This window comes from Moraxella nasibovis (genome assembly GCF_029581575.1).
GTDB classification, from domain to species: Bacteria; Pseudomonadota; Gammaproteobacteria; order Pseudomonadales; family Moraxellaceae; genus Moraxella; species Moraxella nasibovis.
On sequence record NZ_CP089975.1, the window covers coordinates 1363850 to 1385855 of the forward strand.

The 22006-nt window shown below is 46.7% G+C and carries 16 protein-coding genes and 2 tRNA genes; 11 read left to right on the top strand and 7 right to left on the bottom strand.

Features of this window, described 5'->3' with window-relative positions:
* The first annotated feature begins 63 nt into the window (after positions 1-63).
* From rplM to metG, 9 genes are all read left to right on the top strand, one after another.
* A complete protein-coding gene (gene rplM, locus LU290_RS06500) occupies positions 64-495 on the top strand; it encodes a 50S ribosomal protein L13 (RefSeq protein WP_277807803.1) in 432 nt (143 codons plus the stop codon).
* 10 nt (positions 496-505) lie between these two features.
* Positions 506-892, top strand: coding sequence for a 30S ribosomal protein S9 (gene rpsI, locus LU290_RS06505; protein ID WP_277807804.1), 387 nt, complete (start codon positions 506-508; stop codon positions 890-892).
* Between the two features lie 525 nt (positions 893-1417).
* Positions 1418-2002, top strand: a complete 585-nt coding sequence (gene petA, locus LU290_RS06510; RefSeq protein ID WP_277809574.1) for a ubiquinol-cytochrome c reductase iron-sulfur subunit — start codon at positions 1418-1420, stop codon at positions 2000-2002.
* 23 nt (positions 2003-2025) lie between these two features.
* On the top strand, positions 2026-3243 hold the full coding sequence (locus tag LU290_RS06515) for a cytochrome b (protein ID WP_277809575.1): 1218 nt from the start codon (positions 2026-2028) through the stop codon (positions 3241-3243).
* Positions 3243-3965, top strand: coding sequence for a cytochrome c1 (locus tag LU290_RS06520; RefSeq protein ID WP_277807805.1), 723 nt, complete (start codon positions 3243-3245; stop codon positions 3963-3965). Before LU290_RS06515 ends, LU290_RS06520 begins: the two co-directional genes overlap by 1 nt.
* Before the next feature lie 266 nt (positions 3966-4231).
* The gene (locus tag LU290_RS06525) at positions 4232-7864 is read left to right on the top strand and encodes an autotransporter domain-containing protein (RefSeq protein WP_277807806.1); all 3633 of its coding nucleotides are present in this window, start codon (positions 4232-4234) and stop codon (positions 7862-7864) included.
* A 372-nt stretch (positions 7865-8236) separates the two neighbouring features.
* A complete protein-coding gene (locus LU290_RS06530) occupies positions 8237-8890 on the top strand; it encodes a glutathione S-transferase N-terminal domain-containing protein (RefSeq protein WP_277807807.1) in 654 nt (217 codons plus the stop codon).
* 20 nt (positions 8891-8910) lie between these two features.
* A complete protein-coding gene (locus tag LU290_RS06535; protein WP_277807808.1) occupies positions 8911-9312 on the top strand; it encodes a stringent starvation protein B in 402 nt (133 codons plus the stop codon).
* Between the two features lie 167 nt (positions 9313-9479).
* A complete protein-coding gene (metG, locus tag LU290_RS06540; protein ID WP_277807809.1) occupies positions 9480-11534 on the top strand; it encodes a methionine--tRNA ligase in 2055 nt (684 codons plus the stop codon).
* Between the two features lie 408 nt (positions 11535-11942).
* Here the strand turns inward: metG and LU290_RS06545 are convergent, their stop codons facing one another.
* The 5 genes from LU290_RS06545 to LU290_RS06565 form a co-directional block, all read right to left on the bottom strand.
* Positions 11943-12389: a hypothetical protein gene (locus LU290_RS06545; RefSeq protein WP_277807810.1), complete on the bottom strand. Its 447-nt coding sequence runs from the start codon at positions 12387-12389 to the stop codon at positions 11943-11945.
* A 252-nt stretch (positions 12390-12641) separates the two neighbouring features.
* A tRNA-Asp gene (locus tag LU290_RS06550) sits at positions 12642-12718 on the bottom strand.
* Between the two features lie 5 nt (positions 12719-12723).
* Positions 12724-12799: transfer RNA gene (locus LU290_RS06555), tRNA-Val, on the bottom strand.
* Positions 12800-12946: 147 nt separating this feature from the next.
* Positions 12947-13657: an N-acetylmuramate alpha-1-phosphate uridylyltransferase MurU gene (gene murU / locus LU290_RS06560; protein ID WP_277807811.1), complete on the bottom strand. Its 711-nt coding sequence runs from the start codon at positions 13655-13657 to the stop codon at positions 12947-12949.
* A gap of 18 nt (positions 13658-13675) precedes the next feature.
* Complete coding sequence (locus LU290_RS06565; RefSeq protein WP_277807812.1) at positions 13676-14695, bottom strand: aminoglycoside phosphotransferase family protein; 1020 nt, start codon at positions 14693-14695, stop codon at positions 13676-13678.
* 221 nt (positions 14696-14916) lie between these two features.
* Between LU290_RS06565 and LU290_RS06570 the strand changes: the two genes are divergently transcribed.
* Together LU290_RS06570 and LU290_RS06575 are read left to right on the top strand one after the other, a co-directional pair.
* Positions 14917-17502 carry an LPS-assembly protein LptD gene (locus LU290_RS06570; protein ID WP_277807813.1) on the top strand — a complete coding sequence of 862 codons (2586 nt, stop codon included), beginning with the start codon at positions 14917-14919 and terminating at the stop codon, positions 17500-17502.
* Positions 17503-17696: 194 nt separating this feature from the next.
* Positions 17697-19004 carry a peptidylprolyl isomerase gene (locus LU290_RS06575; protein ID WP_277807814.1) on the top strand — a complete coding sequence of 436 codons (1308 nt, stop codon included), beginning with the start codon at positions 17697-17699 and terminating at the stop codon, positions 19002-19004.
* 243 nt (positions 19005-19247) lie between these two features.
* On the opposite strand, the gene der is transcribed toward LU290_RS06575, so the two are convergent.
* Positions 19248-20669 (bottom strand): ribosome biogenesis GTPase Der, encoded by a 1422-nt coding sequence (gene der, locus LU290_RS06580; protein ID WP_277807815.1) that lies wholly within the window; start codon positions 20667-20669, stop codon positions 19248-19250.
* A 99-nt stretch (positions 20670-20768) separates the two neighbouring features.
* Positions 20769-21941: an outer membrane protein assembly factor BamB gene (bamB, locus tag LU290_RS06585; protein WP_277807816.1), complete on the bottom strand. Its 1173-nt coding sequence runs from the start codon at positions 21939-21941 to the stop codon at positions 20769-20771.
* Positions 21942-22006: the final 65 nt, after the last annotated feature.

Here is a 22006-nt window from a genome sequence, read left to right on the forward strand (position 1 = left end):
GATTTTAAGCCTTTGGGCTTGATATTATTTGCATACTCTCAAACTCAACTAAATAGGTTTTATATGACTACTACTATCAGTGCCAAACCCGCTGAAGTTGTACATGACTGGTATGTCGTGGACGCTGAAGGCAAAACGCTAGGTCGCCTAGCTTCTGAAATCGCTTCTCGTCTTCGTGGCAAGCACAAGCCATCGTACACTCCACACGTTGATACTGGCGATTACATCGTTGTTATCAATGCTGACAAAATTGCTGTTACTGGCAAAAAAGCAGAAGACAAGAAGTACTATCGTCACACTGGCTATCCAGGCGGTATCAAAGAGACTAACTTCACCAAGCTTCTAGCGCACAAGCCAGAAGATGTATTGTTCAAGGCCGTTAAAGGTATGCTACCAAAAGGTCCTTTGGGCTATGCAATGATCAAAAAGCTAAAACTGTATGCGGGTACTGAACACCCACACGCAGCACAGCAGCCACAAGTTTTAGACATCTAAGGAGATAAACATGGAACGCAATTATGGTACAGGTCGCCGTAAGACTTCTACTGCCCGTGTTTTCCTGTCTAAAGGCACTGGCAACATCGTTATCAACGGCAAATCACTAGACGAATACTTTGGTCGTGAGACTTCTCGCATGGTTGTTCGTCAGCCACTTGAACTACTTGAACTAACCAACAGCGTTGATCTATACATCACTGTTGTTGGTGGCGGTGCAAGCGGTCAAGCAGGTGCGATTCGTCACGGTATCACTCGTGCGTTGATCGAATCTGACGAAAGCCTAAAACCTGCCCTAAAAGCAGCTGGCTTCGTGACTCGTGATGCTCGTGAAGTTGAGCGTAAAAAATTGGGTCTGCGCAAAGCGCGTCGTCGCCCACAATTCTCAAAGCGTTAATTTTTACGCTGTTGCGAATTTCAAAAAAACTCTCGTTTTTCGGGAGTTTTTTTATTGTCTTTTTTACTGCCTTTAAAAGTCAGATGCGCTTGGAAAAACCGATGGTCTTTTTGTCATCTTTTTTGGTTTATCAAGCGCAGTATTTTATAAATTTTCGTACTGACAAGACTTGATTTTTTGGTGGGCATTTTAGCAATTTTATTAAATTTATTTATTAGTTTTTATAAATATGTTTTTAAAATTTAATTTAATAATAACATCATCAATTCCCACTCAGACAGTTGGATATTGCACCATTTTTACAAAAAAATCGTCATTTTTGTCAATTCATTAAAAATTTTGCGACTTTTTTTCACAAGATAGCAACAGAACAATTTATTTTATGACAAAAATAGCTTAAAATAGACATGTTTTAATACTAGTAAATAGGCACAGCAAATGTGAGTGTCAAACAAAACCATTTTGTTACACATTCACACACCCAGTATGGGAATTTTCCCATTCTTTATTCTGGAGGAAGTTTTAATGAGCCATGCCGAAGGCGTGAATGTTAAACGCCGTAGAGTCCTAATCGCAACCACCGCTGCCATCGGCGCAGTCGGTGTCGGTGCGATCGCCACCCCATTTGTGCGCTCTTGGTATCCAAGTGCGAAGGCGGAAGCTGCGGGTGCTGCCGTTGTCACTGACATCAGCGGCATCGAAAACGGTCAAATGATCACCGTAAAATATCGTGGCAAACCCATCTTCATCGTCAAGCGTACCGACGAAATGGTGGCAAATTTAAGTAAAGTCACCCCAAAACTTGCCGACCCAAATTCCGATGGGTCAGTACAGCCTGAATACTGCAAAAACGAAACACGCTCGATCGAACCAAGCATCTTGGTCGTTGAGGGTGTTTGTACGCATTTGGGCTGTGCGCCGATTTTCCGTCCTGAGGTCGGTGCAGCCGATTTGGGCGGCGCTGATTGGTTTGGCGGCTTCTTCTGCCCTTGCCACGGCTCAATGTACGACTTATCAGGCCGTGTTTATAGCGGCATGCCAGCACCGCTGAATCTTCCGATTCCAGAATACGGCATTGATGGCACAATCTTGACTGTCGGGGAGGCATGATCATGAGTATCGCTAAGAAATTGATGAGCTGGGTGGATGCACGCTACCCTGCGACCGAGACTTATGAATACCATATGTCCAAATACTACGCACCAAAGAACTTCAACTTTTGGTATTTCTTTGGTGTATTGTCTATGGTGGTGTTGGTAAACCAGCTGGTTACAGGCATTTGGCTTACCATGATGTTCAACCCAAGTGCTGAGGGCGCATTCGCCTCGCTAGAATACATCATGCGTGATGTCAAAGGCGGCTGGCTGATCCGTTATATGCACTCAACAGGTGCCTCTGCCTTCTTCGTGGTGGTTTATCTGCACATGTTCCGTGGTCTGCTTTATGGCTCATACCAAAAGCCTCGTGAGTTGGTATGGATCATTGGTATGGCGATTTACCTATGCCTCATGGCGGAAGGTTTCTTCGGCTATCTACTACCTTGGGGTAACATGTCATTCTGGGGTGCTCAGGTTATTTTGAACCTGCCTGCTGCGATTCCGTTCATCGGTGACGCTTTGGGCGAGTGGGTAAAAGGTGACTACATCATCTCAGGCATCACCCTAAACCGTTTCTTTGCGCTGCATGTTGTGGCGATTCCGTTGATCTTGGTTGGTCTTGTGTTCATGCACTTGGTTGCTTTGCACCATGTCGGCTCAAACAACCCAGACGGCATCGACATCAAGAAACTCAAAGACAAAAATGGCGTACCGCTTGATGGCGTACCATTCCATCCTTACTACACCGTGCATGACATGGTAGGTATCGTGGTATTCTTTATTTTCTTCTTTGCTGTGGTGTTCTTCGCCCCAGAAGGTGGTGGCTACTTCCTAGAAAAACCAAACTTTGAAGCAGCAAACGCTCTAAAAACACCTGCACACATTGCCCCTGTTTGGTACTACATGCCTTACTACGCCATGCTGCGTGCGACACCATCGATGTTCGGCTCTGCCCTACCGGGTGTTATCGTGATGTTTGGTGCGATCGCCATCTTGTTTGTACTGCCATGGCTTGATCGCTCGCCTGTACGCTCGATTCGCTACAAAGGCATCTTGTCTAAGATTGCGCTTGCCATCTTCGTGGTCAGCTTCTTGATCCTAGGCTATCTAGGTGGTGTATCTTCTACACCGACAGGCACCATCGTTGGTCGTATTTGTACCATTTTATACTTCTTGTACTTTATCTTGATGCCGTTCTACACATCAATTGAGAAATGCAAACAACCACCAGAACGCGTAACCGGAGGCCACTAATGAAAGCATTTAACCTAAAAACCCTAGGTGCAGGTCTGCTTTTGGCGGGTGCTGGTATCGTGGCAAGCCCATCAGCCCTTGCTGCTGGTGGTCATGGTTGTGGTGAGTACACCGAAGCTGACGGCACAAAAGTCACCCTAGAATGTAGTACAGCGCCGATTGACCTGACCAATAAAGGCTCGCTACAGCGTGGCGCTGCGGTGTTCATGAACTACTGCGTGGGCTGTCACTCAGCCCAGTATGTGCGTCACTCACGCATCGCCAAGGATCTTGACATTCCACCAGAGTTGATGGAAAAATATCTGATGGTCAGCGCTGATCAAATCGGCGACCATGTGACCGCTGGCATCGATCCTGAGCTACAAGGCGCATGGTTCGGTGCAGCGCCACCAGATTTGTCATTGGTGACTCGTCTGCGTGGTGATGACTGGGTATATACCTACCTGCTGTCATTCTACGAAGACCCAAGCCGTCCTTGGGGTGCGAACAACTTGGTACTGGCAAATGCTGCCATGCCACATGTGCTGCACAACCTACAACAAGAGCTTGGCGAAGAAGAATATAAAGATCGCGTTGGCGACCTAGTCAACTTCATGGCATGGATGGCAGAGCCTGTCCGCCATGACCGTAAAATCTACGGCGCATTTGTCATCTTATTCCTACTGATTCTTTTGATTCCAGTATATCTGCTGAACAAAGAATTCTGGAAAGATATCAAATAATCCCAAGCGATTATAAAGCCAGTGTGAATACACTGGCTTTTTTATTTTTATTTAAGAATATGATCACTTCGTTAGACTTCAAAAATACATAAGCTTAGACAGGACAAGCTTTTAAAATTATCAGAGTCATTTAAAAATACAATTTTCAAAGATGGGTTTTATTTAGGTTTTTAGAAAAAAAATCGTTTTTTTTTTTTTTTTGATTTTATGTTAATATCGATATTAACATATGGTTTCATTATTTTACAAATATTAAGGATTTTGTTATGAACAAAAGCTACCGAGTCATCTTTAATCATGCCACAGGCGTGTATCAATGTGTGTCGGAGTTTGCCAAAGCAAAAGGCAAAACCAAGTCGGTCAAGGCGGTAGTCGCTGCGATAAGTTTGGCTTTAAGTGGAGCAAGCTTTGCAGCTGTCGGATATAGCACCGATCAGAATGTAACACAGCCTGTCAGTTTCGACCAATCCATTTATTTTGCACCAAATGCCGCTGACAATATGGTCGTTAGCATTCAGCCAAATGCAGCCTTAAACATGATTCAGGCTGGAAATACCAGTGGTGCATATATGATTGGCGTGGGTCATAACGGTCAAGCGGCAGTAGATGTCAATCAAGGTTTGATTGATTCTAAAGACAGTGTTTCTGTTGGTATTTTTCAAAGCGGGGTTGGTCAAATTGATTTAAACAACCGGTCAACTTTGAATGTCGCCAACATTCTGCACATTGGTAGTGAAGGCAATGGAACGTTGAATATTAATGACGGTTCAAATGCGACAGTTGGATCAAACATCACTGTTGCAAAAGCAGCCACCTCTACCGGTCAAATTAATATCGACAATGGATCAAAACTTGCCACTTCTGAAATGTTTATTGGTGATGAAGGCAAAGGCATTGTGTCAGTATTGCAAGACAGTACTTTGGATGCGCAGTCTCGAATTATTCTAGGCTCTGTCCAAGACAGCGCTGGCGAACTCAATGCCGCCGGTAACAGCACTATCAATACCAACGAAATGGTCGTTGCCAATCGTGGAAACGCTACCGTTAATCTCAATGGTGGCACTGCGAACACGAATTTTGTGGCCTTAGGTTACAGTGCCACTGGTGTTGGTACCGTTAATGTTGATAACGGTGGCAAGCTTTTGGTGCAGGAGCGCGGCACACAGTCTAATTCGGGTAATCTGATTGTGGGTGGAGTTGGCACAGGTCATCTTAATATTCTTAATGCTTCTCAAGTTGAGACCAGAGATCTTGCAGCTGGGCACGCTTCAGATAGCAAAGACAGTACCATCACTGTGGATGGTAGCGGCTCAAAATTACACGCTGATGGTGAAATTCAGATCGGCTATGAAGGCAAAGCTGTGCTGACTGTGAAAAACGGCGCTCAAGTACACAGCAATGAAAATATTTTAACCGCCAGTAAAGCTCGAAATGCTGTCGGAGAGATCGTTGTTGATAATGCCTCATTGACCGCTGATAAAAGTTTGGCAATTGGTGGTGCAGGTCTTGGCAAGCTTACGCTCAATCGAGCTCGAGTTGCTACAAACGAGCGTATCGTCATCGGTGATGATCCAACAGCCAGAGGCAGCATCGATAGCACTAGATCCACCATAACGGCAGCTGAAATGTCTGTTGGTGGCTATGGCGATGGGTCGCTGCACTCAACAGGAAGTACGCTAAATATTTCTAATGTCTATCTTGCTCATGCCGAGGGAGGCAAAGGTCTTCTTGTAATCGATGATGGCAAACTTAATTCAGACCAGCTAATCATCGGTGCTGCAGGGGAAGGTATTGTAATGGCAGCTAACGAAAGCACGATCAATGCCACCCGACTTGTGCATATCGGTGGTCAAGGCCTGGAAAACACCCATGCTGAAGGTCATTTAATGCTGGGTAATGACACAGTTTTAACAACAGACGCACTGGTGATTGGCGGTGTTGGCAAAGGCGTGTTGCAGGCATTAAATAACACATTGCTAAATGTGGGTGAAATTACCCGCTTCCCTCAATCAACGAGCAGTTCGGCTTATTTTGATAATGCTACTATCAAACTTACAGGTCAAGATCCGCTTTTATTTCAAAATTTCAGATCTACAGATACGATTGAAATTAAGCAAGGCGGCTTGACCATCGATACCCAAGATCGCAATTATCTACTTGATGATTCGCATAATGCTCGCATCACAGGTACGGGCAGCTTAACCAAAAAAGGCACCGGCTTGCTTAGCATGGCATCATCAGCCAAAGCGTGGCATGGCAAAACTCAGATCGATCAAGGCACCCTACGCCTAGTGGGCGACTATAGCATGAAAGATGGCGAGGTGGTGCAAGTGGGGCTAAATAGCCTGTCTGATTATGGTAAACTGGCCGTAACAGGCACCGCCAACATTAGCAAAGGCTTGCTTGAAGTGAAAGCCTCTGAAGCTGTTAAAAACTTAAACAGTGGCCAGTGGAATGATGTTGTTACCGCAGGCACATTGGTTGGTCAATTTACCCAGGTTAGTGATAACAGCCCGCTGGTAAACTTCGAAGCGGATTATTCTGATGCCAATAAAGTTCATCTAAGAATGGTTCAAGAAACGGTTACACCTACGCCTGAGCCAACGCCTGAGCCAACGCCTGAGCCAACGCCTGAGCCAACGCCTGAGCCAACGCCTGAGCCAACGCCTGAGCCAACGCCTGAGCCAACGCCTGAGCCAACGCCTGAGCCAACGCCTGAGCCAACGCCTGAGCCAACGCCTGAGCCAACGCCTGAGCCAACGCCTGAGCCAACGCCTGAGCCAACGCCTGAGCCAGGCATTGTCGGCGCTTTTGAAAACGCTGTCAATAGCCAAAACCAACATTCTATGCAAAATTTAGCACAAATTTTAGATCGTGCAGTGGCAGACAGAGTCTCAGGCAATGCCAACGATTTGGCGGACAGTCTCATTGCTGACACCATCAATTATGGTCAAGCTGATCTTGCCAATCTGGCCATCAACTTGCAGCCACTATTATCTGGTTCGGTCAATCGTATTGTGGCGGACAGCGGTAGCACATTTGGCAGCATCCTATCCACCAGAGATTTTGACCCGAAAAAGACCGTTTGGGCAAAAGCCATCGGCAATGAAAGCAATCTTGACCAGCACGCCAGCGGTCTGACGGGCTTTGACAGTCGTGAAATGGGTGTCATCGTCGGCGCAGACACTCAGGTTGATCGGGGCAATGTCGGTCTGGCTTTGGCATACAGCCAAAATGATGTGGACAGCCAAGGCTTTGTCAATCACCATGCCGACATTGACACCAAGATGGCTTATGTCTATGGCAATATGGCGGCGGGCGAGACAGGCAAAACCAAAGCTCATGCACACATCGGCGCAGGTGTTGCCAACATTGATGGTGAGCGTCGCCTGATGAATAATCAAATCGCCAAATCAGATTATGATGCCAATGTCATCGCAGCAAGTTTTGGTGTGAGCCATCAGATCGGTACCGCAGAGCGTCACATTGCGCCTTTTGCCAAAGTTGACTTCACCCAAGTCAAATCGGATGGCTATACAGAGGCAGGTGCAGGCGCTTACGACTTAACTGTTGACAAAGCCACTTATCAAAGCCTGATCAGCACTGTCGGGGTGCGCGGCTCTGCCAATATCACCCCACGCCTTGCCATCACAGGCGTGACATCAGTTGGTGTCGATAACGGCGACCGCCGCAGTGACATCAGCGCCTCATTTGCAGGTTTTGATGATCAGCGTTTTGGTGTGCTGGGGCATGACATTGGCAAAACCATCACTCATGCTGGGCTGGGTCTGTCGTATCAGCCTACCGCCAACAGTACACTGTCTTTGGGCTACCAAGGTCAATGGCGTAAAAACTACGACAATCAAGGCGTCAAACTGGGCTTTGAGATGAAGTTTTAATCATGACTGACCGCACTTGGTGCCGTACACCTCGGCGCTGGTGCTGATACTTAAAAAAAGCTGGGAGATTATCATAATCACCCAGCTTTAACTTTATCCACCTCAAAAACATAAGTCATTCAGGGTGGGTCGCCCACCATTTTTTTGTGCAAATCATTGAATTGCTGGTTTTTATCTTTGCTCCACTACGACATCACATCATTTCTGTGGCAATTTTACAATTTGGCTGGTATATAATCCGCCTTTAAAACATACCAACCAGTCGGTATTTTTAAATAATTGTTCAAACGATTCATAAAATTACACAAAAATGCACACATGAATCAGAAAATTTGCTAAACTAAGTGCCATTCCATTATTTTACTCTATCGCATGGCGGACTTTTCTCACCTTCTACCGACACAATTTATCCTGTATGGTGATGATGGCTACGACAGCCATGTGATACGCTTGCTATTGGAAGAAAAACAGCTGTCCTACGAGCTGGCCTTGGTTGAAGATGAACGCCCAGACGAGCTTGCTGAATTAAACCCCTATGGCACACTACCCATCTTAGTGGGGCGAGACATCACGCTGTACGAGCTTAACACCATCTTTGAATACCTAGAAGAGCGACACGGTGCAGGCAAACTACTGCCAGACACCCCCAAAGAGCGTGCGATGGTCAGACAATTGGCATGGCGATTGCAGACCGACTGGCTGACGCTGGGTAGAACACTATTGACTCACCCAGACAGTTTCAACCCAAAAACCGCCCTTGCCGCCAAAAAATCCCTATCAGATTCTCTGATTACCCTATCGCCCATTTTTGCCAAGCATGAATATTTTTTGTCCGAAAGTTTTGGCTGGTGTGATGTCATCTTAGCCCCACTACTTTGGCGGCTACCAAGCATGGGCATAGAGTTACCCACTAAGCTGTGCAAACCCCTTTTGACATACCAAGATCGGCTCTTTTCACGCCCAAGTTTTAAAAACAGCCTAAAAAGTCGACCTAATTTTTTGGACAAAACTGACTCATCCATTTAAATCAATTTTACGGAGACATCATGACTTTTACACCAAAACGCCCTTATCTGATCCGAGCCATGCACGAATGGCTTGAGGATAACGAATTGACCGCTTATCTCATGATTGACGCTACACATACCGATGTTGTTGCACCGCTGGATTTCGCTACTGATGGTCGCTTGGTGCTTGCCGCCTCCTACCAAGCCACTAAAGATTTGCACATTGACAACGACGCCATTTCATTTGCCGCACGCTTTGGCGGTGTGTCGCAAGATGTCTGGATTCCGATGGCGGCGGTTTTGGGCATTTATGCCAAAGAGGACCCAAGCGAAGGATTCTTTTTTGACCCAAATGAATACGCACAATACGACAACAGCTCCAAGACCACACCACAGCCAGAATCCACACCAAAACGCTCAGGGCTAAAATTCGTTGATTGATACCAATCAATACGCCTGCCAGCACAACCTAAAAATCAAGCCAGTGCTAAGATTGGCTTGATTTTTATTGTATTTTTTTCGTGATTTTATGGCGGATTTACGGTAAAATTAAGCGATTTAACCCACCTTAATTTTTACCCAAAAGACAGTGATTTATAAGGTACATCATGACAGCCGATAACCAACCAAGAAAAATTCTCGTTACCAACGCCCTGCCCTACGCCAACGGCTCAATCCACATGGGGCATTTATTGGGCTACATTCAAGCCGACATTTGGGTGCGCGCCATGCGCTCTATGGGACATGATGTCATCTATGTCTGTGCCGATGACGCACACGGCACCGCCATCATGCTCCGTGCCGAAGCAAACGGCGTCAGCCCAGAAGAGCAAATCAAAGGCGTACAAGTAGAACATGAACGAGATTTTGCTGGCTTTGGCGTGTCCTTTGACCACTACGACAGTACCCATTCGGACACCAACCGCCGTCTTTCTAGCGAGATTTATCTTGCCAACAAACACGCAGGCAACATCAGCATTCGCCCCGTCAGCCAGCTGTTTGACCCAGAAAAACAAATGTTCCTGTCCGACCGCTTCATTAAAGGCACTTGCCCAAAATGCCAAGCGGACGACCAATATGGCGACGCTTGCGAAAAATGTGGCACCACCTACAATGCCACCGAGCTACTAAACCCACGCTCCACCCTAAGCGGTGCAACCCCTGTGGAAAAATCGTCCGACCATTATTTTTTCAATTTGCCAAATTTCACCGAATTTTTGCAACAATGGACACGAGACGAAGGCAGATTGCCCGTTTCCATCGCCAATAAATTAGACGAATGGTTTGATGCGGGGCTTGCTGACTGGGACATCAGCCGAGACGCACCGTATTTTGGCTTTAAAATCCCAGAAACTGACGACAAATACTTTTATGTTTGGGTAGATGCACCGATTGGCTACATGGCAAGTTTTGAAAATTACATCAAAGCCAAACGCCCAGAGCTGGATTTCAACGACTATTGGCGTGCCGACTCAACCGCTGAAGTGTATCATTTCATCGGCAAAGACATCGTCTATTTCCACGCCCTATTTTGGCCTGCCATGCTCAAAGGGGCAAATTATCGCACGCCAACCAGCCTGTTTGTGAATGGCTTTTTGACCGTCAATGGCGAAAAAATGAGTAAATCTCGTGGCACTTTCATCAAGGCAGAGACTTATTTAAAACACCTAAATCCTGAATATTTGCGTTATTATTTTGCGTCGAAATTGTCTGATAAAGTCGAAGATTCTGATTTGAATTTGGATGATTTTGTCGCCAAAGTCAATTCAGATTTGGTCGGCAAAGTGGTCAATATCGCCAGTCGCTGCGCCAAATTCATCAACACCCAATTTGACAACAAGCTCTCCGACACCTGTGCAGAGCCAGAATTGTTACAAAAATTCATCGATGCGGGCGAGCGTATCACCGAGCACTACGAAAACCGTGAATTTAGCACCGCCATTCGTGAAATCATGGCGCTTGCCGACCTTGCCAATCAGTACATCGATGAGAAAAAACCGTGGGCAGTCGCCAAGGAAAACCCAAACAGCACCGAAGTTCAAGACATCTGCTCGGTGGGGTTAAACCTATTCCACAAAATCATGGTGTATTTGTCGCCAGTGTTGCCGACTTTAGCAAGCCAATCGCAAGCGTTTTTGAATGTTGAGAATTTCAATTTTGACGCACGCTTTGAGATTTTGACGCATTCCATCAACGAATTTACGCCACTGATGCAACGCATTGACCCCAAAAAAGTACAAGCGATGGTTGATGATTCCAAAGAAAATCTACAGCCAGCCAGCACCAACAAAGAAAACAAAAAAGAGAGCAAAAAAGTGGAAAATACAGAAAATACGCCGTTCATCAGCATTGATGATTTTGCCAAAGTGCAAATGAAAGTCGCCAAAGTGCTAGAATGCAACAAAGTAGAAGGGGCGGACAAACTGCTCCAATTCACCCTAGATGTGGGCGAAGAGCAAACTCGCAATGTGTTTAGTGGCATTGCCAAATTTTACCAACCAGAAGAATTGCAAGGCAAAACAGTAATTTGCGTTACCAACCTTGCCCCACGCAAGATGAAATTTGGCGTGTCAGAAGGCATGATTTTATCCGCCGAAAAAGACGGTCAATTAGCCGTGGTGCTACTGCCTGACAGCATGGTGGCAGGGGCAACTTTGGCATAAACCCCAACATCAACAATAACAATGCCCATCAATTTGATTGATGGGCATTGTTATAGCTACCAAATGACAAAACTACCACAAAGTCGTACGGTCATATAGGATAGGCTTAGTGATGTCGTAGGTTGGGTTGAGTGAAACGAAACCCAACAAATTCAATGAGTTATACCATAAATGCTGGGTTACGCTGTCGCTAACCTAGCCTACGGGCTTTTGTTAATCGTTTATTAAACCAAAACAAAGTAGCCAAAAAAGCAGTGATTGTGGCACTGATGCGTAAAATCGTCACCATTACCCAATCAGTATTAAAACATCAACAACCCTTTGATGAAAAGCGGTATGCAACACAGATGTGAAGGTATTGACTTTGGGGTGGGTTTATAGTATCTACGAGCTGGCTATGCAGACTCATTAGTGAGATTGACTCATAGCTTTTTCGCAAATCTTGTTCCAGCCGTCCCATTTTAATGACAAATATAGCTCTGGTTGATTGGGTGCGGTAAAGACTTCCACCCTAAACGAATTTCGGCAATATACGGCTAAAAATTCTTGGTATTCTGTATTATCTATTTTAATCATGGTCCATTGTTGGCTTGATAAAACAGAATTTATCCGATCGATCAATTCATCATCATACTCATTATAAGTATAAGTGATATAAACTCCCGTGGGTCGATTTAATTTGTTCACATTATCAGGTAAACCAATATCGTTTGCTAGTTCTCTCATCTGCTGCTCCACCTGTTGATAAACTTGATGTCTATTTGGAATGGCTGGATTTGAATAATCAGGCTTGTTGCATGATGAATAAATGATTACTGAGAAAAAGATAAAAATAAGAAACATTAAAGACTTCATTTTGGGTCACTCCCAGGTGCAGCCCGTAGGTTGGGTTGAGGCACGAAACCCAACAAATTCAATGAGTTACACCATAAATGCTGGGTTACGCTGTCGCTAACCCAACCTACGGCTACACAACTTATCAATTCAGTTGGCATATTTTAGGTAATCACACCAAATAACTAACAATAATTTTAAACAAAAAAAACCCCAAGACAGGGGAGACTTGGGGTAAAAAGTAAAACTACAAGTAGCTCACCATAAAAATAGTGGCGCAGCGGACGGGACTCGAACCCGCGACCCCCGGCGTGACAGGCCGGTATTCTAACCAACTGAACTACCGCTGCGAACATGGTGGGCGGTAACGGATTCGAACCGCTGACCCTCTGCTTGTAAGGCAGACGCTCTACCAACTGAGCTAACCGCCCATGTTCTTTAAACTTGGTGAACTTTAAAACAGGGTCTTGTTTATCTGTTACCGTGTTCGTTCGTTGTGGTGCGTATTATATAGAATTTTGAAATGAAGTCAAACACTTTTTGCAAAAAAATTTAAAATAATTTATAAATCATTGATTTTATTCATTATTTTTCTTTCTTGCGTATTCATCAACTTCTGCCAATCGCTCTAATGTCCCCACATCCACCCAAGTCTGCGTCATCAGCTCACCAGTAACCAGACCATTTGCCATCGCTGTTTTTAAAAACGGTGCAAGCGGTGCGATCTCGCCTGCCGTTACGCCAGAGACGATGCTTGGCGACAGCACGCTTAAGCCTGCAAAAGTATGAATGGGCAATGTGTCGTTTTTTGGTAGCACTTTTTCGCCATCAAAGGCAAAATCCCCTGACGGATTGTGCGTAGGATTTGCCACCAACACCAGATGAGCCAGATTCTCTTGCAAATCACGACCCATCAAAGCACAAAAGTCATACTCCGTCCAGACATCACCATTGACCAGAATAAATGGCTCATCATGCAGTAGTCCATTTGCCAAAGCATAACGAATGCCCCCTGCCGTCTCCAATGGCTCGTCCAGCACACTCTCATCAGAGATTTGCAGATTCACCCCAAGCGGCATCTTGGCTAGGGCATCAATCAGCTTTTGACCCAGATAGCCCACATTGATCACAATGTCGGTAATGCCCGCATCACGCAGTCGTTCAATGTGCCAAACAATGAGCGGTTTGTCCGCCACCGCCACCAAAGGCTTTGGGGTGTGCAAGGTCAAAGGACGCATACGAGTGCCTTTGCCCGCCGCCAAAATCATCGCTTGAGTAATCTTTGTCATCGTCTTATTCCAGTCAAATCATTCGCTAAATTTTGCATGATAAGCAGGCATGACCACGCTTTTTAGCCAGCCATAAAACTCTGCAACCGCCGTCTCGCCATGACTCTCTAACCACGCAAGCTCATTGGTCAAATCCCGCATGACCTTTGGAATGTCCGCCAAATAGCGATCTTTGTCATCACGCTGAGACAAGCGAATAAAAATCCCAAGCACCTTCAAGTGACGCTGTACGCCCATGATATTGACCTGCTTGGTGAATTCATCAAGGCTGATGTTTAGCCCCTTTAACAGATGAAACTCGCCGATTTTGGCATTGACCCAATGCTCATCAAAGCTGATGTAAGCATCACGCACCAAACTCACCAAATCATAAGTATAAGCGCCAATCAAGGCATCTTGAAAATCAATCACGCCCAGAGCATCACTGCCCTTGTCCGCCATCAAATTACGACTGTGATAATCTCTATGCACCACCACTTTTGGCTGCGTGGCGATCTCATCAAGCAGATAGGTTTTGAAATTTTGCCAAATACCCTTTGCCTCATCACCAAGCTCAGCCCCAACATAAGGCAAGAACCATTCGGTGAACAGCGCCATCTCATCAGACAGCTTGGCATCATCATAAGGCGGCAGCTCCACCTCGGTCGACAGACTCTGCAAGCTCACCAGCGTCTGCAAAGCTTGGGTGTAATAAGCATCCACATCGCCCGCCTCATCACGGATCAAATGGGCAAATTCTACCGTGCCGAAGTCTTGTAGTAACAAAAATCCACGCTCAATATCTCGTGCGATGATGTCTGGCACATTGACCGCCGCTGTCATGATCTCAGCGACTTTAACAAACTCCACCACACTTTCTTTCTCAGGCGGTGCGTCCATCAAAAGATAAGTAATCGGCGAGCCATTTGCGTCCAAGTCTGGCAAATAAATGCGATGGTAACGGCGAAAACTGGCATCCCCCGCCAAGCTCTCAACCTTAAACCCTTTGGCAAGATTGGCATTTAAAAACGCCATCATTTCATCATGTCTGGTCATCATAAAATCCTTACAGTCAATTAAGCTTATGAGTGGTTACTCGGTGTCATAAAACATTTGCCAATTTTATCATGTTTCTTGGCATGGATGCGTGAAATTTCACAAAAAATCGTGGCGTATTTATGCAGAACACTTTGAAAATCTTGCAAAATTTACCAAAAAATAGTGTAAAATAACCATCTGTTTATTTTCATAATAATTTTCATGATAAAAAGGTTTTGGCTGTGAAATCACAACAACCCACCCCGCACAAATCTTACGCCAAACGACGCTTAAACGCCAGCATTCGTGTGGCACTATTTGGCGCAAGCTTATTGCCGATGAGCGTTTTGGCGCAGACCACGGACGACACCAACCCCAAAAAAAGTAGCCTTGAACGACTTTCAAGCCATTATCACGCCAAACCAAACAGCGAAGCTCGCTGCCAAGGCGTGTGGGTTCACCCAAGCCAAAACCAAACTCAGCCAAGCCTTGCCAAAACACTGGGGGCGGATGAGAATGACGCAGCGACCGCCACCGAAGGCGACAACCGTTATTACGCCCAAGCCGACTACGGCTACTATGATAATGATGAATACGCCGAGCTGTCTGGTAATGTCATCTTGGAACAAAACGGTCAGCAGGTATTGGCTGATAAAATCACCTTCAATCCAAAAACTGGCGAATCGCACGCCACAGGGCAAGTGGTCTTTGGTGACAGCCCCGCTCACACAGCCGCCAATGACGACAGCGCAGCATCCAAAACATCCGAAAGTCAAACTGGCGCAGGCATCATTGGTGTGGCAGGTGAGCTCAATTATAACGCAAACACTCAGACCGCCACCGCCCAAGATGTCGCCTTCGCCAGCACGACCATCGGCGCACACGGTCACGCCAAGCAAATGCAAAAACAAAGCGACAGCCAGTACAAAATGGATGAAGTGATGTTCACCACTTGTCCGCCCACCGAGCGCAAATGGCACCTAGACGCCCAAAGCATTGAGCTTGATACCGACACAGGGCGTGGCATTGCCAAAAACAGCACGCTTAAAATCAAAGATGTGCCTGTTTTTTATTTGCCGTATTTTAATTTCCCCATCGACGACCGTCGTGCCAGTGGATTTTTATTACCAAACGCTGGGCTAAATTCCTCAGACGGTCTGCAAGTCGCCACGCCTTATTATCTCAATCTTGCGCCAAATTTCGACGCAACGCTCAGCCCAACCGTATTTACTAACCGCAATCCAATGCTTGGCGCTGAGTTTCGCTATCTGACTGAGCATTATGGCGCAGGCGTGCTGGATGCTGCCTACCTGCCCAGCGACCGAAAACGCAACGATGAAGACCGCCATCATGTCTTTTTTGATCACAATTGGCGTGCCAAAAACATCGACAATCTGTCTGCGTACGCCACTTATCGCTCTGTTTCGGATAATAATTATCTCAGCGACTTCGACACACTTGGGCTGACAAACAACCCACTCAATCTTCCCAGACGCATCGGTGTGAATTATTTTAATGAATACCTCACCGCCGACCTGCGTGCCGAGACTTTCCAGACGCTTGTCGGCACAAACAACGACGGCACGCCCATTTTGGACAAAGACAAGCCCTACTCTCGCCTGCCTCAGCTTGCCGTGAATTTTACACTGCCCAAGTCCACCACTCAGACGGGAGAACAGTGGCAAGTGCCAAGCAGCCTTGATCGCTTTGACATCAAAGCACAGCACAATTCAGGCTATTTCAAAAAATCCATCACCGACAACTCCGAGACCGAAAAAAGCGGCGTGCGAGTGTACAATCAGCTGAGCGCAAGCCGCCCCCTACTTAGACGCTGGGGCTACTTCACACCAACTTTGAGCCTGCACCATTTGTACGCCTCTTATGACGAAGACAGCCTGCAAATGCAAAACATCGATAGATCAGAAGGCAGCTATCAAGTCTTTGCACCGCAAATCAGCTTTGACACGGCGGCATTTTTTGAAAAATCAGGCTCGCCATTTGGTTGGTTTGATGACAAATGGGGCGGCTATCAAGTGCTGTCGCCACGCCTAAAATACAGCCACACACCTTATAAAGATCAGCAAAATATCCCAAATTTTGAGACCTCTTTTGCCGCCATAAGCTACGATCAGCTGCTGTCGGATTCTTGGTTTTTGGGTCATGACCGCATTCAAGACATGCACGCCATCACCCCAGCGCTCAGCTACCGCTATGTGGATTCATCGGGGCTGACTCGCTTTGATGGCGGCGTGGCACAGCAGTTTTATTTGGATGATTTTAGGGTGGGTATCGATGACAGCCAAGAATACAGCCAAGGCAGCTCGGGCGTGGCGTGGAAACTTGGCGCACAGCCACAAGACGGGCTGTGGGTCGATGCTGGCGGGTCGTTTACTCACGCCCAAAAGCTCAACCACTTCACCATGCAGCTGCGTTATCAGCCCAATGAACACAGTTTATACAGTCTTGGCATGATTGATCGCAAAGAAAACCGTGCTTTTGGGCAGCTGCCTTTGCAAGCCTATACCGCCTCGGCGATTTTCCCCATCAATAATCGCTGGCGCATTTTAAGCCAAGCTCAGTACGACCACCGCAACGACCGCTTGCTTGATGCGCTTGTTGGGGTGAATTATGAAGACTGCTGCTATGGCTTTTCAATTTATACACGCCATTATCGCAACAGCCTAAATCCTGACGACAAAGCCAATAACGCCATCATGGCAGAGATTCGCCTAAATGGCATCACCAGCGGCGGTCGATTGAGCCGCTTGATGAGTGATAAAGTGGTGGGCTATGATGAAACTCAGGACGCATGGCAACGAGCTTACTAAACCACGCCAGCAACTGTAAATATTGCCAAAATCATCTTAAAGTGTTTAATTTGGTAACATTTAACAAAAGACACTAAGAATGATGGCTTGGTATTTGACGGCTTGATTGGCAAATGCTACACTTAATCAAACAACCAAAGTATCAAATGACCAAAGTTTTATCTTTCTTTCATTGATTTTTTCAAGGAAATTTTATGCAAGGCAAATTTTTTATTCGTCCCATCTTAGCAAGCTTGCTGGTTATGGGCGCACTTGGCACCGCCAACATTGCCACAGCCAGCATCAGTGTCAGTCAAAGCACCGATGGCATCGTCGCTGTGGTCAATGACAAAATCATCCTAAAAAGCGAATTGGTCGCCGCCACTGCTGCACTTGCTGCCGAATATCAAGCCAATAATGTCAGCGCCACCCCTTTACAGATTCAGCGTAGCGCCCTAGATGGACTCATTACCCACAAGCTCCAACTGGGCATCATCGAGCGAGCTGGCGTCACCCCAAATGAAGAAGTCATCAACCGCCAAATGCTACAAATTGCGCAAAGCCGTGGTCTTAATTCACTCACCGAATTACAGTCCACCCTAGACGCTCAGCAACGAGGCAGCTATGCCGCTTTGCGTCAGCAGCTCATCGAGGACGCTGCCATCGCCGCCCTTTGGCAGCACCAAGTATCAAGCCGTGTGGAAATCAGCGATCAAGAAGTACAAGCTTTCCTAAACTCGCCAGACGCCGCACAAATCATGCAACCACAGTACCGCCTGATTCACATTCGAGTGCCTTATAAAACCAATGCCAACACCAAAGAGAAGGCTTTGGCACAAAAAGCTGCCGACCAAGTCGCCAAAACTCTACAAAACGGCGAATCTTTAAGTCAAACTTTAAACAAAGTCAGTCATGAGCCTCAGCTACAAGGTGCTGACACAGGCTTTATCAATCAAAGCAGCCTACCTCGCCACCTGACAGAACAAGTCACCAAGCTGTCAGCGGGTGGTGTTGCACAGATAGCGACCAATGACGGCATTGATGTGGTGAAATTGGTACAAAAAAATGAACAAGGTCGCATGCTGATTCCCGAATGGCAGACCAGTCACATCTTAGCTCGAGTCGATGCCACACAAAGCAATGAAATGGCAGAACAAAAAATCAATGCCTTATACAATGAGCTGCAAAGAGGCGCTAACTTTGCTGAGCTTGCTGCTACCTATTCAGACGACGCAGGCTCCGCAGGGCAGCGTGGCAGTCTAGGCTGGGTGGGCGAAGATCAGATGGTGCCTGAGTTTGAAGCGGTGATGAAGAACACCGAAAAAGGCGATTACTCTACACCATTTCGCTCCCAGTTTGGCTGGCATATCCTTAAAGTGGATAATGCGCGTGAGCGTGATGTGACGGCACAATATCGCAACAACGCCGCTCGTGAGCTGCTTTTTAACCGCATTGCCCCGCAAGCGCAAGAAGACTGGATTCAAGAAATGCGCGCAGCAGCACACATTGAGATTTTTGAATGATATTGATATAAATAATGTCGGAATGTGATTTGGGGTGAAAGTTTCACCCCATAGTCTGCGTCAGACTTGCATTCACTTAGATGATGCATTCACTTAGATGATGAATGTTGGATGATGAGTGTATTTACAAATAAACACTTAATCATCAAAAACCCAAAATCCACATGGTAGATTTTGGGTTTTTTATGTAGATTTTATTTATCCTAAAATCACAAATTGTCTTAAAATCAATTTACAAACAATTTACTTGCGTTTTTTATCTCGTTTTTTAAATTCGGCGATGCGCTTACGCTCACGCATGACTTTGGCTTTGTTTTTGATTTTTGGATTTTTCTTGCCTTCGTATGGGTTGGCATTTTGCTTAAACTCCACATGAAGTGGCGTGCCTTCTAGCTTAAATACATCACGATAGATGTTTTCAAGATAGCGCTGATAGCTCTTTGGTAAGGCAGAAGTCTGATTGCCGTGAATGACGATCACTGGTGGATTGTGTCCACCCAAATGCGCATAACGCAGCTTAATACGGCGACCACCCACCATCGGCGGCTGATGATTTTCTACCGCATCTTGCAGAATTTGGGTTAGGCGACTGGTGGACACCTTGAACATGGACGCATCGTACGCCTTATGAATGGACGGATACAAATTACCCACGCCATTGCCATAAAGTGCTGAAATCAAATGGATTTTTACCCACGGCACAAAGTTAAAACGGCGATCAATCTCAATTTTTAGAAAATCTTTTTGATCTTGGCTAAGCCCATCCCATTTGTTAATCGCCACGACAATCGCGCGCCCTGCATCCAGTGCATAGCCAAGCATGTGCAAATCTTGATCGACAATACCCTCGTGTGCATCGATGACGACCACGACGACATTGGCATCTTTGATGGCTTGCAAAGTCTTCACCACCGAGAACTTTTCCACTTTCTCATCAATACGACCACGACGACGCACGCCTGCGGTATCGATCAGCGTGTACTTGCGACCTTCTCGCTCAAAGGGAATGTAGATACTGTCTCTGGTTGTGCCAGGCATGTCAAAGACCACCACACGCTCTTCGCCAAGCAAGCGATTGACCAGCGTGGATTTGCCGACATTCGGGCGACCGATGATGGCAAGTTTTAGCCCTGCGTCTGACTGCTCATCTTCTGGCTCGTCTTCTGGCATGTCTGCCGTCAAAGCCTCAACCAAGTTGGTGACGCCCTTGCCGTGGCTGGCTGCTGTTGGGAATGGCTCGCCAAAACCCAGTGCAAAAAACTCCGCCGATGACGCCTCATGCACGCCGTCCATCTTGTTCGCCACCAAAAACACAGGCTTACCCAGCGTGTGCAAAAAGCGGGCAATCTCGCTATCTGCCCCGATCAGACCAGAACGAGCATCCACCACGAACACCACCATATCCGCCTCATGGATGGCGGTGTATGACTGCGTCGCCATGTAGTCGTCAATATTGCCCGTGCCGTCATCCGCCTCGCCGATACCACCCGTATCCACCACAATGAACGATTTGTTTTCAAAATGTGCATCGCCATACTGACGATCTCGGGTCAGACCAGACATATCCGCCACCAGTGCCTGACGAGACTTGGTCAGCTGATTAAAAAGGGTAGATTTACCGACATTTGGGCGACCGATCAAAGCCACCACAGGTTTAATACTCATGAATTTCTCAAAACTTCTTGATTAAAATTAAAAAAGATAAAAACACCAAATCCCTTGCCGCCAATCAGACGACAAAGGACGGTCAAGTTTTATTAAAAATTAAAACTGCCAAACACTGACCACGCCAGTTGCACTCTGGGTGTACAGTCGGTTATTGATGGCTTGCAAGCTGGTCAGCTGACCCTTAGTTTGCACACGGCTGACGATGTTGCCAGCACGGTCAAACAGATGAATCACGCCATCCAAATCGCCCACCGCCACATGATTGCCCACGGTCACAGGGTTGGTCAGTTTGCGATGCTTTAAGCTGTCAGACACCCATAAAGTCTCGCCCGTCAAGCGGTTCACGGCTTTGACATCACCATCAAGACCTGCTACGATGAGCGCATCACCCAAGACAGCAGGCGACTTAACGCTGGCAATCTTGGAGACAAACATCGCACGACCCGTCGCCATATCATAGGCTGCAAGCTGCCCACTAAAACTGGTGACATACAAATGCTGACCGACAACCAAAGGCGCACCATCCACATCGCTCATGCGCTCAACCGCACTGCCGCCCGTCGCCATGCCCACACGGCGAGTCCAAAGCGGTGAGCCTGTGTTTGGATCCAAGGCGTGAATGCGTCCATCTGCTGTGCCAAACAGTGCAGTCTGAGCATCCAAAGCAAGCGGTCTGGCAGCACCACGCACGCTGACATCCGCTCTTTGCGTGCTAAACTGCCACACCGTCGCACCAGTGCGTAAATTTAGACCGTAAAGCACGCCATTATTGGCAGACAGCAGCACTCGATCACGATGAATCAGCGCAGGCGTCGGGCTTGATGTTGGTAGTGAAGTCTCCCACAGCTTATCACCCGTGGCAGCATTGAGCGCAATGACCTTGCCCGAGCGAGTACCCACCACCACGACAGTACCCGACTCATCGATGGCAACGCCACTGGTGATCGCCTCTTTTAGATCAGCTGTCCATAGATTTTGTTTGCCATCAAAAGCACTCACCACACCGCCTCGGCTGGCAGCGATGAGTCCATTATTGCTAGGCGCTACTTGCAAATCAATCACATCTTTTCGGCTGGCACGCTCGCCTTTAATCAGGCTACGACCCTGATCCAAAGACGCTTGAAATACAGGCGACAGCACCGATACCGGCGATGTGATATTGACGAGCTTGGCAGGTTTTTTCTCTTCGGCTTTAAGCGTCTTTTGGCAGCCTGTCAGTGCTAATGCCGATACCGCACAGACCAAAACAGTTTTTTTAAAAGAGTGCATGTTCCATCCTTATGTCTTATCAATCGATAAATGAGAGCATGTGTCATTATAAAAGTGATTTGATA

Coding starts and splice junctions, on each gene's coding strand:
- rplM (WP_277807803.1), top strand. CDS start 64: ATGACTACTACTATCAGTGCCAAACCCGCTGAAGTTGTACATGACTGG.
- rpsI (WP_277807804.1), top strand. CDS start 506: ATGGAACGCAATTATGGTACAGGTCGCCGTAAGACTTCTACTGCCCGT.
- petA (WP_277809574.1), top strand. CDS start 1,418: ATGAGCCATGCCGAAGGCGTGAATGTTAAACGCCGTAGAGTCCTAATC.
- LU290_RS06515 (WP_277809575.1), top strand. CDS start 2,026: ATGAGCTGGGTGGATGCACGCTACCCTGCGACCGAGACTTATGAATAC.
- LU290_RS06520 (WP_277807805.1), top strand. CDS start 3,243: ATGAAAGCATTTAACCTAAAAACCCTAGGTGCAGGTCTGCTTTTGGCG.
- LU290_RS06525 (WP_277807806.1), top strand. CDS start 4,232: ATGAACAAAAGCTACCGAGTCATCTTTAATCATGCCACAGGCGTGTAT.
- LU290_RS06530 (WP_277807807.1), top strand. CDS start 8,237: ATGGCGGACTTTTCTCACCTTCTACCGACACAATTTATCCTGTATGGT.
- LU290_RS06535 (WP_277807808.1), top strand. CDS start 8,911: ATGACTTTTACACCAAAACGCCCTTATCTGATCCGAGCCATGCACGAA.
- metG (WP_277807809.1), top strand. CDS start 9,480: ATGACAGCCGATAACCAACCAAGAAAAATTCTCGTTACCAACGCCCTG.
- LU290_RS06545 (WP_277807810.1), bottom strand. CDS start 12,389: ATGAAGTCTTTAATGTTTCTTATTTTTATCTTTTTCTCAGTAATCATT.
- murU (WP_277807811.1), bottom strand. CDS start 13,657: ATGACAAAGATTACTCAAGCGATGATTTTGGCGGCGGGCAAAGGCACT.
- LU290_RS06565 (WP_277807812.1), bottom strand. CDS start 14,695: ATGATGACCAGACATGATGAAATGATGGCGTTTTTAAATGCCAATCTT.
- LU290_RS06575 (WP_277807814.1), top strand. CDS start 17,697: ATGCAAGGCAAATTTTTTATTCGTCCCATCTTAGCAAGCTTGCTGGTT.
- der (WP_277807815.1), bottom strand. CDS start 20,669: ATGAGTATTAAACCTGTGGTGGCTTTGATCGGTCGCCCAAATGTCGGT.
- bamB (WP_277807816.1), bottom strand. CDS start 21,941: ATGCACTCTTTTAAAAAAACTGTTTTGGTCTGTGCGGTATCGGCATTA.